Source organism: Streptomyces sp. NPDC093149 (assembly GCF_044754145.1).
Lineage (GTDB): Bacteria > Actinomycetota > Actinomycetes > Streptomycetales > Streptomycetaceae > Streptomyces.
On record NZ_JBIVON010000009.1, the window covers coordinates 186377 to 202277 of the forward strand.

The window sequence follows — 15901 nt, forward strand, 5'->3', positions numbered from 1 at the left end:
ACCGACCGAAGGGACCTCGTGGACGAGAGCGGCGACAGCGGGCGGCCGCAGCCCGGCGCAGGGGGAACGGCCCCCGGCGCCGGCCCCGACAAGGGCGGACCGCGGCGACCCGAAGAGCCCGGAGGCGGCCTTCTCATGGGCCGTCCTTTCGGTGTGCCCGTGTACGTCGCGCCCAGTTGGTTCATCGTCGCCGCACTGATCACCTGGGTCTTCGGCGGCCAGCTCGAACGCGTGCTGCCCGAGCTCGGAGCGGCGCGCTACCTGGTCTCCCTCTTCTTCGCGATCGCCTTCTACGCCTCCGTGCTCGTTCACGAACTCGCGCACACGGTCGTCGCCCTGCACTACAAACTGCCGGTGCGCCGCATCCAGCTCCAGTTCTTCGGCGGTGTCTCCGAGATCGAGAAGGAGTCCGAGACCCCCGGCCGCGAATTCCTGCTGGCCTTCGTGGGCCCCCTGCTCTCCCTGGTGCTCGCCGGACTCTTCTACGCCGGGATGACGTTCGTCGCCCCCGGCACCGTGCCGGGAGTCCTCCTCGCCGGGCTGATGATCTCCAACCTCCTGGTGGCCGCCTTCAATCTCCTCCCCGGCCTCCCCCTCGACGGCGGACGCATGCTCCGTGCCGTCGTCTGGAAGATCACCGGCCGCCCCATGAGCGGCACCGTCGCGGCCGCCTGGGCCGGCCGCGCCCTCGCCGTCGTCACCCTCATCGGCCTCCCGCTGCTCACCCGCACCGGCTCCTTCGGGAACAACCCCCGCGACGTCAGCGGCATGGACACCGTCACCGACGCGCTGCTCGCCGCCATCCTTGCCGCCATCATCTGGACCGGAGCGGGCAACAGCCTGCGCATGGCACGCCTGCGCGAGCACCTTCCCGAGCTGCGTGCCCGCACCCTCACCCGGCGCGCCGTCCCGGTGGAGGCCGACACCCCGCTCTCCGAGGCCCTGCGACGCGCCAACGAAGCCGGTGCCCGCGCCCTCGTCGTCGTCGACGGCCTCGGCGAACCCATGGCCGTCGTCCGGGAAACCGCCATCGTCTCCATCCCCGAACACCGCCGCCCCTGGGTCGCCGTCAGCGGCCTCGCCCAGGACCTCACCGAGGGCATGAAGATCTCCGCCGAGCTGTCCGGCGAAGCCCTGCTGGACCGGCTCAAGGCCAGCCCCGCCACCGAATACCTCGTCCTCGAGGAGACCGGCGAGATCTACGGCGTGCTGTCCACCGCAGACGTCGAGCGGGCGTTCGTCGCGGCCCTGGCCAGGCCCGCCGCCTGACCGTCCGGCATCGTCCGGGCTCGCGGTCGGGGCGCGGGGAATCACCGGTAGGCTGGTCACATGTCTGAACCGACCGGTGCCGCCCGCCGACGCGGGCCCTTCAAGGTCGGGGACCAGGTCCAGCTCACCGATCCCAAGGGACGCCACTACACCTTCACGCTCGAAGCCGGGAAGAACTTCCACACCCACAAGGGTTCCTTCCCGCACGACGAGCTGATCGGTGCCCCCGAGGGCAGTGTTGTCCGAACCACGGGAAACGTCGCCTATCTCGCGCTGCGCCCCCTGCTCCCCGACTACGTCCTGTCCATGCCCCGCGGCGCCGCCGTGGTCTACCCCAAGGACGCGGGGCAGATCCTGGCCTTCGCCGACATCTTCCCCGGCGCCCGCGTCGTGGAGGCCGGTGTCGGCTCCGGCTCGCTCTCCACCTTCCTGCTGCGCGCCATCGGCGACCAGGGCATGCTGCACTCCTACGAGCGCCGCGAGGACTTCGCCGAGATCGCCCGGCAGAACGTGGAACGCTACTTCGGCGAACCGCACCCCGCCTGGCAGCTCACCGTCGGCGACCTCCAGGACAACCTCTCCGACACCGACGTCGACCGCGTCGTCCTCGACATGCTCGCGCCCTGGGAGTGCCTGGAGGCCGTCTCCAAGGCGCTCGTGCCCGGTGGCATCCTGTGCGCGTACGTCGCGACCACCACCCAGCTCGCGCGGACCGTCGAGTCCATCCGCGAGATCGGCTGCTTCGCCGAGCCGCAGCCCTGGGAATCGATGATCCGCAACTGGCACGTCGAGGGCCTGGCCGTCCGCCCGGACCACCGCATGATCGGCCACACCGGCTTCCTCGTCACCGCCCGCCGCCTGGCCGACGGGGTCGAGCCCCCGCTGCGCCGCCGCCGCCCCGCCAAGGGCGCCTACGGCGAGGACTACGACGGTCCCGGCAGCCAGAGCGGCTCCTCCCGCGGCTGAGCCGCACAACGTACCGACGCCGCCGCCGAGTTCCCGGACCGACCCGGGAACTCGGCGGCGGCGCCCTTTCGTTGCCCGTACGGAACGCACGTCCGGGCCGACCCCACCGTTCCACTGCTGCGCGTGGTGTGGCACGATGCTGGCCACCCCGCGCCATCGCGGACGTCCCACCGGCAGCAGCGCCCGCCCAGTTTCTCGAACCACAGGAACCACAGGAGACATCCCGCGTGCAGACCTCCGAGCTCCCGGACCTCGCGCACACCGACACCAAGCCGCTGCACTGGCTCGCCACCGCGACAGCCATGGCCGCGGTCGTCGCAGCCGCCGGCATGCTCCAGCCGGACCCCGCGGCCTCCGCCTCGACCCCGCATCGCACCACCGCGCAGCACGGCACGGCGCCCGCCGCCGCGCCCGATCCGGAGCGGGCGACCTACCCCCTGGAGTGCGGGGGAGCGGGGAACACCGTGGCCGAACAGCAGCCCGGCGACCTGGACGGCGACGGCCGGCCCGAGACGGTCGCCGTGGTCCACTGCGCGGCAGGCTCCGGCACCCCGCCCAGCGGCGTCTACGTCCTCACAGGAGGAAGCGGGGCCACTCCCCGGGTCGTGGCGACCCTGGTGGACCCCGCCGAGAAGCTGAGCGTCGGCGACTTCGCGGTGCGTGACGGGATCATCTCCGCCACCCTGTTCGGCTACTCCTCGGCCGATGTGCCGCAGTGCTGCCCCGACCAGCAGGAGAAGGTCACCTGGCAGTGGCGGGGCGGCGCCTTCGTCCGAGCCACCCGGTCCGCCCCGGGCAGTGCCTGAGCGGCCACTGCGCGTGCTCCACCGCCCGCAACCGCGACGTCACGCGGCCTCGGGGCCGTACACCTCGACCCTGTCCGAAACGCGACGTACATGGATGCAGTCGCCCGGGCACTCCTTGGCCGAATCGACGACATCCTGGAGGAGCGGCAGCGGCACCGGTGTCGTCGCGCCCTTGTCCTGCAAGAGTTCGTCGTCACCGCTCTTCACATACGCCAGACCGTCGATGTCCAGCTCGAACACCTCCGGCGCGTACTGCACGCAGATGCCGTCTCCCGTGCAGAGGTCCTGATCGATCCAGACCTCCAGATCCTGCGTGTCGCTGCCGGTGGGAGCGTCCTGCTGCACGGTCATTTCTCCTGCCGTTCCCTGCGTATCCGAACCAAAAGAAGCCAGCCCTGACGGGTGTTGACCGGTTCGACGATACAACCGGCCGCTTTCCGATGTTGAAGGGTGGGTATTCCCCTGACACGAGGGGGAACGCAAGGGTGAAGATCGGACACGCCCCGCAGTCTTTGTGATCTAGGGGTTTCAATCATCACCCACCCAGGTAGGGTCAGGAAGCGTCCAGCTCCCCTTGGAGGAGGTGAGGACCGTGGCAGCCCACGACGACGACATCAACCGCGGCATCCGGCCCGGGCGGGGGTCCGAAGACCCAGCCGGCCAGGTCGCCTATCTTGAGCAGGAAATCGCCGTCCTGCGACGTAAGCTCGCCGACTCTCCGCGCCATACGAGGATTCTCGAAGAGCGGATCGTCGAGTTGCAGACCAACCTGGCGGGCGTGTCCGCGCAGAACGAGCGGCTCGCCAACACACTCCGCGAGGCCCGCGACCAGATCGTGGCCCTCAAGGAAGAAGTCGACCGGCTCGCACAGCCGCCGGCCGGATTCGGTGTGTTCCTGCAGGGCAATGAGGACGGCACCTGCGACATCTTCACCGGGGGCCGCAAGCTCCGGGTGAATGTCAGCCCCAGTGTCGAGCTCGACGACCTCCGGCGCGGCCAGGAAGTCATGCTCAATGAAGCGCTCAATGTGGTCGACGCCATGGAATTCGAGCGGGCCGGGGACATCGTCACCCTCAAGGAGATCCTTGAGGACGGCGAGCGGGCCCTGGTCATCGGGCACACCGACGAGGAACGGGTGGTGCGGCTCGCCGAGCCGCTGCTGGACATCACCATCCGCCCCGGCGACGCCCTGCTGCTCGAACCCAGGTCCGGCTACGTCTACGAAGTGGTCCCCAAGAGCGAGGTCGAAGAACTCGTCCTCGAAGAGGTACCGGACATCGACTACGACAAGATCGGCGGTCTGGGCGACCAGATCGAGCTGATCCGGGACGCGGTCGAGCTCCCCTATCTCCACCCCGACCTCTTCAAGGAACACGAACTGCGACCGCCGAAGGGCATCCTGCTCTACGGCCCGCCCGGCTGCGGCAAGACGCTCATCGCCAAGGCGGTGGCCAACTCCCTTGCCAAGAAGGTCGCCGAGGTCACCGGCCAGCCGGCCGGCAAGAGCTACTTCCTCAACATCAAGGGCCCGGAACTCCTCAACAAGTACGTCGGCGAGACCGAGCGGCACATCCGCCTGGTCTTCCAGCGTGCCCGTGAGAAGGCGGGCGAGGGCACCCCCGTCATCGTCTTCTTCGACGAGATGGAGTCCCTCTTCCGCACCCGGGGATCCGGCGTCAGCTCGGACGTGGAGAACACCATCGTTCCCCAGCTGCTCGCCGAGATCGACGGTGTCGAGGGCCTGGAGAACGTCATCGTCATCGGCGCCTCCAACCGCGAGGACATGATCGACCCCGCGATCCTGCGTCCCGGCCGCCTCGATGTGAAGATCAAGATCGAGCGCCCCGACGCGGAGGCCGCGAAGGACATCTTCGCGAAGTACCTCACTCCTTCGCTGCCCCTGCACGCGGACGATCTCGCGGAGCACACCGGCTCCAAGGAAGCCGCCGCGCACGCCATGATCCAGTCCGTCGTCGAGCGGATGTACACCGAGTCCGAGGAGAACCGCTTCCTCGAGGTCACGTACGCCAACGGCGACAAGGAAGTCCTCTACTTCAAGGACTTCAACTCCGGCGCGATGATCCAGAACATCGTCGACCGGGCCAAGAAGATGGCCATCAAGGCCTTCCTCGACCAGGGCCAGAAGGGCCTTCGCGTCTCCCATCTCCTCCAGGCCTGCGTGGACGAGTTCAAGGAGAACGAGGACCTGCCGAACACCACGAACCCGGACGACTGGGCCCGGATCTCCGGCAAGAAGGGCGAGCGGATCGTCTTCATCCGTACGCTCGTCACCGGAAAGCAGGGCGCGGACACCGGTCGCTCCATCGACACGGTGGCGAATACCGGGCAGTACCTGTAGAACGCCGACCGGCTGCGGATGCCCGGCCGGGCATCCGCAGCCGGTTGCTTTCCGGACAGCTCGCGCGACACCGCAGCAATGACGTAATTGATCTCCCCACCACCGCAGAGTCGCTCTAGGCTCTTGCGTACCGCCCGGTCGCGCAGTGCGGGGACGGGCACCGCACACGCACCGGACAAGCAGCGGTACTTGAGCGCCGCCCCCTCGAGGGGGCGCCGCCGGGCAAGGAGGGCCGCATGACCGTACGGCGAGTAATGGGCATCGAGACGGAGTACGGGATCTCCGTCCCCGGCCACCCCAACGCCAATGCCATGCTCACCTCGTCCCAGATCGTCAACGCCTACGCAGCGGCGATGCACCGGGCGCGCCGCGCCCGCTGGGACTTCGAGGAGGAGAACCCGCTGCGGGACGCGCGAGGATTCGACCTCGCCCGTGAGACCGCGGACTCCAGCCAGCTCACCGACGAGGACATCGGCCTCGCCAATGTCATCCTCACCAATGGGGCCCGCCTCTACGTCGACCACGCGCACCCCGAGTACAGCTCCCCGGAAGTGACCAATCCGCGTGACGCGGTCCTCTGGGACAAGGCCGGCGAGCGGATCATGGCCGAGGCGGCCGACCGCGCCGCCCAGCTTCCCGGCGCCCAGCCGATCCACCTCTACAAGAACAACACCGACAACAAGGGCGCCTCGTACGGCACGCACGAGAACTACCTGATGAAGCGGGAGACCCCCTTCTCCGACATCGTGCGCCATCTGACCCCGTTCTTCGTCTCCCGCCAGGTGGTCACCGGGGCCGGACGCGTGGGAATCGGCCAGGACGGCCATGAACACGGCTTCCAGATCAGTCAGCGTGCCGACTACTTCGAGGTCGAGGTCGGTCTGGAGACCACCCTCAAGCGCCCCATCATCAACACCCGTGACGAACCGCACTCCGATGCCGAGAAGTACCGCAGGCTCCATGTGATCATCGGCGACGCGAACCTCTCGGAGATCTCCACCTATCTCAAGCTCGGCACCACGGCCCTGGTCCTCTCCATGATCGAGGACGGTTTCATCAACGTCGATCTCGCGGTCGACCAGCCGGTGCGCACCCTGCACCACGTCTCCCACGACCCGACGCTGAAGCACCTGATCACGCTGCGCAGCGGCCGTACCCTCACCGCGGTGCAGCTCCAGATGGAGTACTTCGAGCTGGGCCGCAAGTACGTCGAGGAACGGTACGGGTCGGACGCCGACGAGCAGACCAAGGACGTCCTGATCCGCTGGGAGGACACCCTCAACCGGCTGGAGAACGATCCCATGAGCCTGTCCGGCGAGCTCGACTGGATCGCCAAGCGGGAGCTCATGGAGGGCTACCGCCGCCGGGACAGCCTGGACTGGGACGCTGCGCGTCTGCACCTGGTCGATCTCCAGTACGCCGACGTGAGGGCCGAGAAGGGTCTGTACAACCGTCTGGCGGCCCGCGGGAAGATGAAGCGCCTGCTGGACGAGAACGACGTCGAGAAGGCCCGTACGGCCCCTCCGGAGGACACCAGGGCCTATTTCCGCGGCCGGTGCCTGGATCAGTACGCCGACGACGTGGCCGCGGCGTCCTGGGACTCGGTCATCTTCGATCTCCCGGGCCATGACTCGCTGCAACGGGTGCCCACCCTGGAACCGCTCCGCGGCACCCGTAATCACGTCAAGGAGCTCCTGGACCGCTGCCGCACGGCGGAGGAGCTGGTCCAGGTGCTGTCGGGAGGCTGAAACGGCCGCGATCGGGGAATCATCGGGATGACCCCCGGACGTCTGGACAAGTACCGGGCCAATGTCGGACCCCGTGGGTAGGGTCTGATCAAGTGCTTCGAACCGAGCGGGGTGAGCTAGATGGCGACCAAGGACACCGGCGGCGGACAGCAGAAGGCGACGCGCTCCACCGAGGAGGTCGAGGAGCAGGCGCAGGACGCGCAGGCGTCCGACGACCTCAAGGAGCGCCAGGAGAAGCTGAGCGACGATGTCGACTCGGTTCTGGACGAGATCGACGACGTACTCGAAGAGAACGCGGAGGACTTCGTGCGTTCCTTCGTTCAAAAGGGTGGACAGTAGTTCACGAATGTGAACTACTGCGGAGTGGGACGTGCGCGCGGTACGGGCCGGGTCGGCCCGTACCGCGCGGGCACAGGCGGGGCCGCAGGCCGGGCGGAGCCGCCCCTGCACTTCATGTGGATCACCGCCACGGGACGGGTAGGGTCCGTGGCGTAAACCGCATCGACTGCAATTCGGCCATCGGTATGTCGGGAGACGCTCCTGACACCCTGCGCAGGGCCGTCGCTTACCTGGAGGGAAACGCGTGGAAGCCAACACTCGTAGCACCGGGCGTCTACCAGCTGCCTTCCTGACGCCGGGATCCTCTTCGTTCATGGATTTCCTGTCCGACCATTCTCCCGAGATGCTCCCGGGCAACCGCAGCCTGCCGCCCCTGCAGGGGGCGATCGAGGCGCCGCACGGGACGACCATCGTCGCGGTGACGTTCCCCGGCGGAGTGGTCCTCGCCGGTGACCGGCGAGCGACCATGGGCAATGTGATCGCGCAGCGTGACATCGAGAAGGTCTTCCCGGCCGACGAGTACTCGGCGGTGGGCATCGCCGGTACGGCCGGCCTGGCCGTGGAGATGGTCAAGCTCTTCCAGCTGGAGCTGGAGCACTTCGAGAAGGTCGAGGGCGCCCAGCTCTCCCTGGAGGGCAAGGCGAACCGGCTCTCCACGATGATCCGCAGCAATCTGGGGATGGCCATGCAGGGCCTCGCCGTCGTGCCGCTCTTCGCCGGTTTCGACCTCGACCGCGAGAAGGGCCGGATCTTCTCGTACGACGTCACCGGCGGCCGTTCCGAGGAGCACGGGTACGCGGCCACCGGCTCCGGGTCGGTCTTCGCGCGCGGGTCGATGAAGAAGCTCTACCGCGAGGACCTGACGGAGCAGCAGGCACTCACCCTGGTCGTGCAGGCGCTGTACGACGCCGCGGACGACGATTCGGCGACCGGCGGCCCCGATGTGGCCCGGCGGATCTACCCGATCGTCACCGTCATCAACGACGAAGGCTTCCGGAGGCTGGACGAGGCGGAATCGTCCCAGATCGCCCGCTCGATCCTGGAACACCGGATGGAACAGCCCGACGGCCCGCGCGCCGCGCTGCTCTGACCGCCGTTCCGCTGCTTCTCCGATGCTCCAGTCACTGACAGAAAGGGACGGATAACCGGTGTCGACGCCGTTCTATGTCTCACCTCAGCAGGCCATGGCCGACCGGGCGGAATACGCCCGGAAGGGCATCGCCCGTGGTCGCAGCCTGGTTGTGCTGCAGTACGCCGACGGCATTGTGTTCGTCGGCGAGAACCCGTCCCGTGCGCTGCACAAGTTCAGCGAGATCTACGACCGGATCGGTTTCGCCGCCGCCGGCAAGTACAACGAGTACGAGAACCTCCGCATCGGCGGTGTGCGCTACGCCGATCTGCGCGGATACACCTACGACCGTGACGACGTGACGGCCCGTGGGCTGGCCAACGTCTATGCGCAGACGCTGGGCACCATCTTCTCCAGCGCGGCCGAGAAGCCGTACGAGGTGGAGCTGGTGGTCGCCGAGGTGGGGGTCGAACCCGAGGGCGACCAGATCTACCGGCTGCCGCACGACGGCTCGATCGTCGACGAGCACGGCTCGGTCGCGGTCGGCGGGAACGCCGAGCAGATCAGCACCTTCCTGGACCAGCGCCACCGGGACGGGATGACGCTCGCCGAGGCGCTCAAGCTGGCGGTGCAGGCACTGTCCCGCGATCCCAACGGCAGCGAGCGGGAGATCCCCGCGGAGCGGCTGGAGGTCGCGGTCCTGGACCGTACGAGGCCGCAGCAGCGCAAGTTCAAGCGGATCGTCGGCCGCCAGCTGGCGCGGTTGCTGGAGGCGGACGGCGGCTCCGCACCGACGGACGCGCCCTCCGACATCGAGGACGACGAGGGCGCTGGGTCCTCCGGGACGGCGTCCCCCGCGACGGACGTCACCAAGTCCACCGATTCCGGTGGGGACGTGGAGTCCTCCGAGGAGTAGCCGAGCACTGCGCCGGTGCCCCGGTCCGCCTTGTCCGGCGGGCCGGGGCACCGTCATGAGTGCGGGCCGTTCGCCGGTGGGGGCGCGGAGGAGCCGCGGGCCACCAGGTGCACCGGCAGGCTGCCGGGCTCTGCGGGGCGGCCGCCCAGGACCGCCAGCAGGGCCGCCATGCCCCGTTCGCCGACCTGCTCGGCGGGCAGCCGCACGGTGGTGAGCTCCGGTTCGACGGCCGTGGCCAGGGCCAGATCGTCGAAGCCGGTGACGGAGAGGTCGTCGGGGACGCGGAGTCCGAGCCTGCGAGCGGCCTTGCAGGCGCCCGCGGCGAGGATGTCGTCGTCGCAGACGATGGCCGTGGGCCGGGGGCCGGGGGCGGCGAGTGCCCGCTCCGTCGCCTCCCGGCCCGCGTGCACGTCGAGCGCCGCCGCGACGGTCCGCACACAGGTGCCCGGGGCTGCCGCCAGGGTGTCGTGGAGGGCTCGGGCCCGGACGGCGAAGGTCCAGGAATCGACCGCCGACGCGAGGTGGACGAATTTGCGGTGGCCGAGCGCGAGCAAATGGTTTGCGACCTGCCGCATGCCGTCGGCGATGTCCAGGTTGACCCGGGCCGCGACCCCGGTGTCGGCCGGGTCGCTGTCGAGCATGACCAGCGGTAGGCCGGCGCCGCGCAGCGCGTCGAGCGCGCCCGCGGCCATGGAGGAGGCGATCACCCCGTCGAGGGAGGCACGCGCCGAGGCGAAGGGGTCCCTGGCCGGCCCGGTGCCCTCGGGGGACGGGTAGAGGACGACTCCGAAGCCGTGCTCGGCGGCGACCGCGGCGGCGCCGGTGTAGACGCGCGCGAAGAACTCGTTGGTGAGCGCGGGGACGACCAGGAGCGCGGTCCTGGTGCGGCCGAGCCGGAGATTGCGGGCGGCGAGATTGGGCTGGTAGCCGAGGCCGCGGGCGGCGTCCCGTACGCGTCCGGCGGTCGCCTCGGAGACTCTTCCACGCCATTTGTCGCCGAGCACGAGGGAGACGGTGGCCTGCGAGACGCCTGCGGCCCGCGCGACATCGCGGCTGGTGGGCCGGGCCGGGGCGGGCTGTGGTGCGCTGGTCACTCGGGCCTCCGGGCCGATCGGGGGCAGGCGCCGTGCGGTGGACCTGCGGACTGGGCACATGGTACGTATGGACCTCGACGTTATACGTAAAACCTCAGGGCGCCGGAGCGTGCCCGAAGGAAAGGGCGGGACATGGCCGCGGGATATCTGGACATCCTCCGGGCGCGGCATGCCGCCCGGCTGCTGGCGGGGACCCTGGTGGGGCGGCTGCCGAACGGCACCGCGCCGGTCGCGATCGTGCTGTTCACCCGCGCCGAGGGCGGCAGCTACACCCTCGCAGGCGCGCTCGCGGCCGTGTACGGGCTCGCCACCGCGGTCGGGCAGCCGCTGCTGGGCCGCGCGGTGGACCTGTACGGCCAGCCCCGCGTCCAGCTCCCGGCCTCCCTGGCATCGGCGCTGGGCATGATCGTGCTGGCCCTGGTGGGCCTGGGGTCGCTGCCGCTGGCCTACGGGGCGGTGATGGTGGCCGGTGTCTTCACCCCGCCGCTGGAGGGCGGTCTGCGGGCCCTGTGGCCGTCCGTCCTCGGCAGCGAGGACCGGGTGCACCGGGCGTACGCGATGGACGCCGTCGCCCAGGAGGTCATGTTCACCGTGGGCCCGCTGCTGGTGACGGTGCTCGTCTCCCTCTGGTCACCCGCCGCCGCCCTGCTCGTCATCAACGTGATCGGCGTCCTGGGGGCGCTCTCGGTCGTCCTCTGCGAACCCTCGCGCGCCTGGCGTTCCGCGCCCCGCGAGGCACACTGGCTGGGCGCGCTGCGCTCGCCGGGGCTCCTGTCGCTGCTCGGCTCGTTCTTCTTCGTCGGGCTCGCGCTCGGTTCGATCACCGTGGCCGGGGTGGCCTACGCCGACGACCACGGCCGGGAGTCGGTGTACGGCTGGCTGATGGCCGCGCTCGGGCTGGGTGCGCTGATCGGCGGTGCGGTGTACGGGGCGCGCCGGTGGGCCGGGGCGCCGGAACGCCGGCTGCGGGTCATCGTCGCGCTGCTGGCACTGGGCTATCTGCCGCTGATGCTGACCCCCGGAGTGGTCGCCATGACCGTTCTGGCGGCGGTGTCCGGAGTCTTTCTCGCGCCCGCGATCGCCTGCTCGTTCATCGTGGTCGACCGGCACGCTCCGCGGGGCACGGTGACCGAGGCGTTCTCCTGGCTGGTGACGACGTTCGGGGTGGGTGCGGCGGCGGGAACGGCCGTGGCGGGCCCGGCCGTCGAACTGGGCGGCACGACGTGGAGTTTCGCCGTCGCGGGGGCCGGTGGGGTGGCGGCACTGCTGGTTCTGCTGGCCACGGGAAGGTTCCTCGCAGTTCCCGGACATACGTCTGTTGCCGTACGGGGATCGGAAAATGATCGAAACGGTGCTGTCGAACCCGGTTTCAGCTCAGGCCATCAGGCGTAATGTTCAGTCATGGACCGCCGCATTTTCGGGCTGGAGAACGAGTACGGCGTCACGTGCACGTTCAGGGGACAGCGCCGACTGTCCCCTGATGAAGTGGCGCGCTACCTCTTCCGCCGTGTTGTGTCATGGGGCCGCAGCAGCAACGTCTTTCTGCGGAACGGCGCCCGCCTCTACCTCGACGTGGGATCGCATCCGGAATATGCAACCCCCGAATGCGACAACCTGACTGAATTGGTCACGCACGACAAGGCCGGCGAGCGCATTCTCGAAGGCCTGCTCGTCGACGCCGAACGCCGCCTGCACGAGGAGGGAATCGCGGGCGACGTCTATCTCTTCAAGAACAACACCGACTCGGCGGGAAACTCCTACGGCTGCCACGAGAACTATCTCGTGGCGCGGCACGGGGAATTCTCCCGGCTCGCGGACATCCTCATTCCCTTCCTCGTCACGAGGCAGCTGATCTGCGGCGCGGGCAAGGTGCTGCAGACACCGCGGGGCGCCGTCTACTGCGTCAGCCAGCGTGCCGAGCACATCTGGGAGGGCGTCAGCTCCGCCACGACGCGTTCCCGCCCGATCATCAACACACGCGACGAACCGCACGCGGACGCGGAGCGGTACCGCCGCCTCCACGTCATCGTCGGTGACTCCAACATGTCCGAGACGACCATGCTGCTCAAGGTCGGGGCGACGGACCTGGTGCTGCGGATGATCGAGGCGGGCACCGTGATGCGGGATCTGACGCTGGAGAACCCGATCCGGGCGATCCGGGAGGTCAGCCACGACACCACGGGGCAGCGCAAGGTGCGTCTGGCCAGTGGCCGTGAGGCGTCCGCCATCGAGGTGCAGCGCGAGTACTACGAGAAGGCCGTCGACTTCGTCGACCGGCGCGGCATCCGTACCGGTACCGTCGCGCGGGTCCTGGAGCTGTGGGGCCGTACGCTCGACGCGATCGAGGCCGAGGATCTCGACCGGATCGAGACCGAGATCGACTGGGTCATGAAGTACAAGCTCATCGAGCGGTACCGGGCCAAGCACAACATGACCATGTCGCATCCGCGGGTCGCCCAGATAGACCTCGCGTACCACGACATCCACCGCCGTCGCGGGCTGTACTACCTGTTGGAGCGCAAGGGACAGGCCGCCCGCGTCTGCAACGACCTGAAGATCTTCGAGGGGAAGTCCGTGCCCCCGCAGACGACCAGGGCGCGGCTGCGCGGGGACTTCATCCGCCGGGCCCAGGAGCAGCGGCGGGACTTCACCGTCGACTGGGTCCATCTCAAGCTCAACGACCAGGCGCAGCGCACAGTGTTGTGCAAGGACCCGTTCCGTTCGGTGGACGACCGGGTGGAGAAGCTGATCGCGGGTATGTGAGCCGGCGACAGGACGACCTCGGCCTCCGACGCGACGCGGGCCCCGTACGTTCCTCGTACGGGGCCCTGCGTACGCCCTAGAGTGTCGGGGACTCAACCAACCGTGCCGTCTGAGATCTGAGGAACAAGTGCGCCGACTTGCCGGCCTTCTCGTCGTCCCCCTGTTGCTGCTGGCAGCGGCATGTGGCAACGAGAAGGGCTCCGCTTCAGCTTCCGCTTCTGCTTCCGCCGCGTCCGAGAACGGGTTCCCCGCCATCACCGCGGGCGCGAAGTTCGGCGAGAAGCCCACGCTGTCCAAAGGGACCGGGAACCCGCCCAAGGAGCTGAAGACCAGAGTCGTCAGCCAGGGTGACGGGGCCACGCTCAAGAATGGCGACGCGATCCAGGTCAACTACCTCGGGCAGGCCTGGGACTCCGACAAGCCCTTCGACAACAGCTTCGACCGCAAGCAGCCGTTCGATCTGACCCTCGGCGCCGGCATGGTCATCCAGGGCTGGGACAAGGGTCTCGTCGGCCAGAAGGTCGGCAGCCGGGTCGAGCTGGTCATTCCGCCGGACCTCGGCTACGGGGCGCAGGGCCAGGGCGACATCAAGCCGAATGCCACGCTCGTCTTCGTCGTCGACGTTCTGAAGGCGACGCAGATCCCGGCGTCCGCCAAGGGCACCGAGGTGGCCCAGGACAACGCCGACCTTCCGAAGGTCGGTACCAACACGGACGGCAAGGCCCCGAAGGTCACCGTCCCCACCAAGACCGCCCCGCCGACGAAGCTCGTCTCCAATTACATCCTGGAGTCCAAGGGCGATGTCGTGAAGGACACCGACAGCGTCGTCGTGAACTACGTGGGGCTGCTGTGGAAGGACGGCAAGACGTTCGACAGCACCTACTCCACCGGCAAGACACAGACCTTCCCGCTCGCCCAGGTCACCCTCAAGGGGCTCAAGAACGGCCTCGTCGGCAAGAAGATCGGCAGCCGCGTGCTCCTCGTCATTCCGCCGGACCAGGGTTTCGGGGACAAGGCGCAGCAGACCATTCCGGCGAAGTCCACGCTGGTCTTCGCCGTGGACATCCTGGCGAAGATGTAAGACTGTCCCGGTTGCCCAGTTCATCAGTAAGAGGAGCAAGTCAGTGAGCATCGAGAAGCCCGAGATCGACTTCCCGGGTGGCGAGCCGCCGGCCGACCTGGAGATCAAGGACATCTGGGAAGGCGACGGCGCGGTGGCCGAGGCGGGCGCCACCGTCTCCGTCCACTACGTGGGCGTGGCCTTCTCCACCGGCGAGGAGTTCGACGCCTCCTGGAACCGCGGCGCCCCGCTGCAGTTCCAGCTCGGTGCCGGCCAGGTCATCTCCGGCTGGGACAAGGGCGTGCAGGGCATGAAGGTCGGCGGCCGTCGCCAGCTGACCATCCCCGCGCACCTCGCGTACGGCGACCGCGGCGCCGGTGGCGGCCGTATCGCCCCCGGCGAGACGCTGATCTTCGTCTGCGACCTGGTCGCCGTCTGATCCGCGCCCATACGCCGCCAGGGCCCGTGCCGCAAGGCGCGGGCCCTCGCTTTGGCCCGGACACCGCGTAGCGGTACGGTCGACCGTCGTAGAGCAAAACAGAAAGGGCGTCGATGGCGATTGCCAAGGCCGAGCGGCTGATGAACCTGGCCCTGTGCCTGCTGGGGACCCGGCGCCCGCTGAGCAAGCGCGAACTGCGCGGCTCCATCGAGGCCTATCTGGAAGCGGGCTCCGACGACGCCTTCAACCGGATGTTCGAGCGCGACAAGGACGACCTGCGCGAGCTCGGTCTGGTCATCGAGACCGTGGAGAGCCTGGACGGCGACACGGGCTATCTCGCCCGCCGCGACAGCAACCGGCTGCCCCCCATCACGCTGGACGCCGAGGAGGCCGCCGCGCTGGGACTGGCCGCCAAGGTCTGGCAGCAGGCGCGGCTGGCCGGTGCAGCCAGCGGTGCGCTGCAGAAGCTGCGGGCCGCGGGCATGCCGGAGGCCGAGGACGACTACGAGGTGCACAGCGCCCTCGAACCCCGCATCCCCGTTCACGAGGCCGCGTTCGAGCCGTTGATGCTGGCCTGCCGGGACCGCCGCCCGGTGACCTTCGACTACCGCAAGGGCAACGCCGCCCGGCCCGAGCAGCGCCAGGTCGAGCCGTGGACGCTGGAGTGCTGGCGCGGTCACTGGTACCTGGCCGGCTGGGACCGGGACCGCGGCGCCGAACGGGTCTTCCGGCTCTCCCGGATCACCGGCCGGGTCCGCTCCCGGGCCGGAACCTTCACCGCCGAGGTGCCCGACGTCGTGACCGTCCGCGAGACGGTGGAGAGCTGGGCGGGGGAGACGGCGACCCGGACCGCGCTGATCAGGCTGCGGACCGGTGCCGGATACCCGCTGCGCTCGCGCGCCATATCGGTCCGGGAACTCGGCGACGGATGGGACGAGTTGGAGATTCCGTACGGACACGGTCTGGACGCCTGGCTCGTCGAGTTCGGTCCGGACGTCGTCGTACGGGAACCCGCCGATCTGCGGGCCGATGTGGTGGACCGGCTGCGCGCCGTGGCCAAGGACTGAGGGGGC

General features: G+C 69.1%; 15 protein-coding genes and 1 pseudogene. 14 read left to right on the top strand and 2 right to left on the bottom strand.

All coding sequences use genetic code 11. The features are described from left to right. Positions 1 to 18: 18 nt before the first annotated feature. From ACIQCZ_RS26240 to ACIQCZ_RS26250, 3 genes are all read left to right on the top strand, one after another. Entirely contained in the window at positions 19 to 1269 is a 1251-nt protein-coding gene (locus ACIQCZ_RS26240) for a site-2 protease family protein (RefSeq protein WP_402285649.1), read from the top strand. A gap of 60 nt (positions 1270 to 1329) precedes the next feature. Next, on the top strand, positions 1330 to 2235 hold the full coding sequence (locus tag ACIQCZ_RS26245) for a tRNA (adenine-N1)-methyltransferase (protein WP_402285311.1): 906 nt from the start codon (positions 1330 to 1332) through the stop codon (positions 2233 to 2235). A gap of 227 nt (positions 2236 to 2462) precedes the next feature. Continuing rightward, positions 2463 to 3041 (top strand): hypothetical protein, encoded by a 579-nt coding sequence (locus ACIQCZ_RS26250; RefSeq protein ID WP_402285312.1) that lies wholly within the window; start codon positions 2463 to 2465, stop codon positions 3039 to 3041. Between the two features lie 39 nt (positions 3042 to 3080). Here ACIQCZ_RS26250 and ACIQCZ_RS26255 read toward each other — a convergent pair whose 3' ends face one another. Beyond that, the gene (locus tag ACIQCZ_RS26255; protein ID WP_114243630.1) at positions 3081 to 3392 is read right to left on the bottom strand and encodes a ferredoxin; all 312 of its coding nucleotides are present in this window, start codon (positions 3390 to 3392) and stop codon (positions 3081 to 3083) included. A gap of 241 nt (positions 3393 to 3633) precedes the next feature. Here ACIQCZ_RS26255 and arc point away from each other — a divergent pair, with 241 nt between their 5' ends. From arc to prcA, 6 genes and pseudogenes are all read left to right on the top strand, one after another. Next, a complete protein-coding gene (gene arc, locus ACIQCZ_RS26260) occupies positions 3634 to 5400 on the top strand; it encodes a proteasome ATPase (protein WP_351087150.1) in 1767 nt (588 codons plus the stop codon). A 236-nt stretch (positions 5401 to 5636) separates the two neighbouring features. Further along, entirely contained in the window at positions 5637 to 7148 is a 1512-nt protein-coding gene (dop, locus tag ACIQCZ_RS26265) for a depupylase/deamidase Dop (RefSeq protein WP_402285314.1), read from the top strand. Positions 7149 to 7268: 120 nt separating this feature from the next. Further along, on the top strand, positions 7269 to 7487 hold the full coding sequence (locus ACIQCZ_RS26270) for a ubiquitin-like protein Pup (protein WP_108011740.1): 219 nt from the start codon (positions 7269 to 7271) through the stop codon (positions 7485 to 7487). A 101-nt stretch (positions 7488 to 7588) separates the two neighbouring features. Continuing rightward, positions 7589 to 7780 (top strand): annotated as a pseudogene (locus tag ACIQCZ_RS26275) (endonuclease domain-containing protein); the annotation flags it as partial. After that, positions 7732 to 8577 (top strand): proteasome subunit beta, encoded by an 846-nt coding sequence (gene prcB, locus ACIQCZ_RS26280; protein WP_402285315.1) that lies wholly within the window; start codon positions 7732 to 7734, stop codon positions 8575 to 8577. The pseudogene ACIQCZ_RS26275 and the gene prcB, both read left to right, overlap by 49 nt. Positions 8578 to 8635: 58 nt before the next feature. Next, positions 8636 to 9472 (top strand): proteasome subunit alpha, encoded by an 837-nt coding sequence (gene prcA, locus ACIQCZ_RS26285; protein WP_402285317.1) that lies wholly within the window; start codon positions 8636 to 8638, stop codon positions 9470 to 9472. A gap of 53 nt (positions 9473 to 9525) precedes the next feature. Here prcA and ACIQCZ_RS26290 read toward each other — a convergent pair whose 3' ends face one another. Beyond that, positions 9526 to 10566 (bottom strand): LacI family DNA-binding transcriptional regulator, encoded by a 1041-nt coding sequence (locus ACIQCZ_RS26290; RefSeq protein WP_402285318.1) that lies wholly within the window; start codon positions 10564 to 10566, stop codon positions 9526 to 9528. A 132-nt stretch (positions 10567 to 10698) separates the two neighbouring features. Here ACIQCZ_RS26290 and ACIQCZ_RS26295 point away from each other — a divergent pair, with 132 nt between their 5' ends. The 5 genes from ACIQCZ_RS26295 (at position 10699) to ACIQCZ_RS26315 (ending at position 15895) form a co-directional block, all read left to right on the top strand. Further along, positions 10699 to 11958 (top strand): MFS transporter, encoded by a 1260-nt coding sequence (locus tag ACIQCZ_RS26295; protein ID WP_402285319.1) that lies wholly within the window; start codon positions 10699 to 10701, stop codon positions 11956 to 11958. Positions 11959 to 11967: 9 nt separating this feature from the next. After that, positions 11968 to 13329 carry a Pup--protein ligase gene (pafA, locus tag ACIQCZ_RS26300; RefSeq protein ID WP_351079195.1) on the top strand — a complete coding sequence of 454 codons (1362 nt, stop codon included), beginning with the start codon at positions 11968 to 11970 and terminating at the stop codon, positions 13327 to 13329. A gap of 127 nt (positions 13330 to 13456) precedes the next feature. Then, entirely contained in the window at positions 13457 to 14410 is a 954-nt protein-coding gene (locus ACIQCZ_RS26305) for an FKBP-type peptidyl-prolyl cis-trans isomerase (protein WP_402285321.1), read from the top strand. A 43-nt stretch (positions 14411 to 14453) separates the two neighbouring features. Beyond that, a complete protein-coding gene (locus ACIQCZ_RS26310; protein ID WP_351079199.1) occupies positions 14454 to 14828 on the top strand; it encodes an FKBP-type peptidyl-prolyl cis-trans isomerase in 375 nt (124 codons plus the stop codon). A gap of 113 nt (positions 14829 to 14941) precedes the next feature. After that, positions 14942 to 15895 carry a helix-turn-helix transcriptional regulator gene (locus ACIQCZ_RS26315; protein WP_402285323.1) on the top strand — a complete coding sequence of 318 codons (954 nt, stop codon included), beginning with the start codon at positions 14942 to 14944 and terminating at the stop codon, positions 15893 to 15895. Positions 15896 to 15901 lie beyond the last annotated feature (6 nt).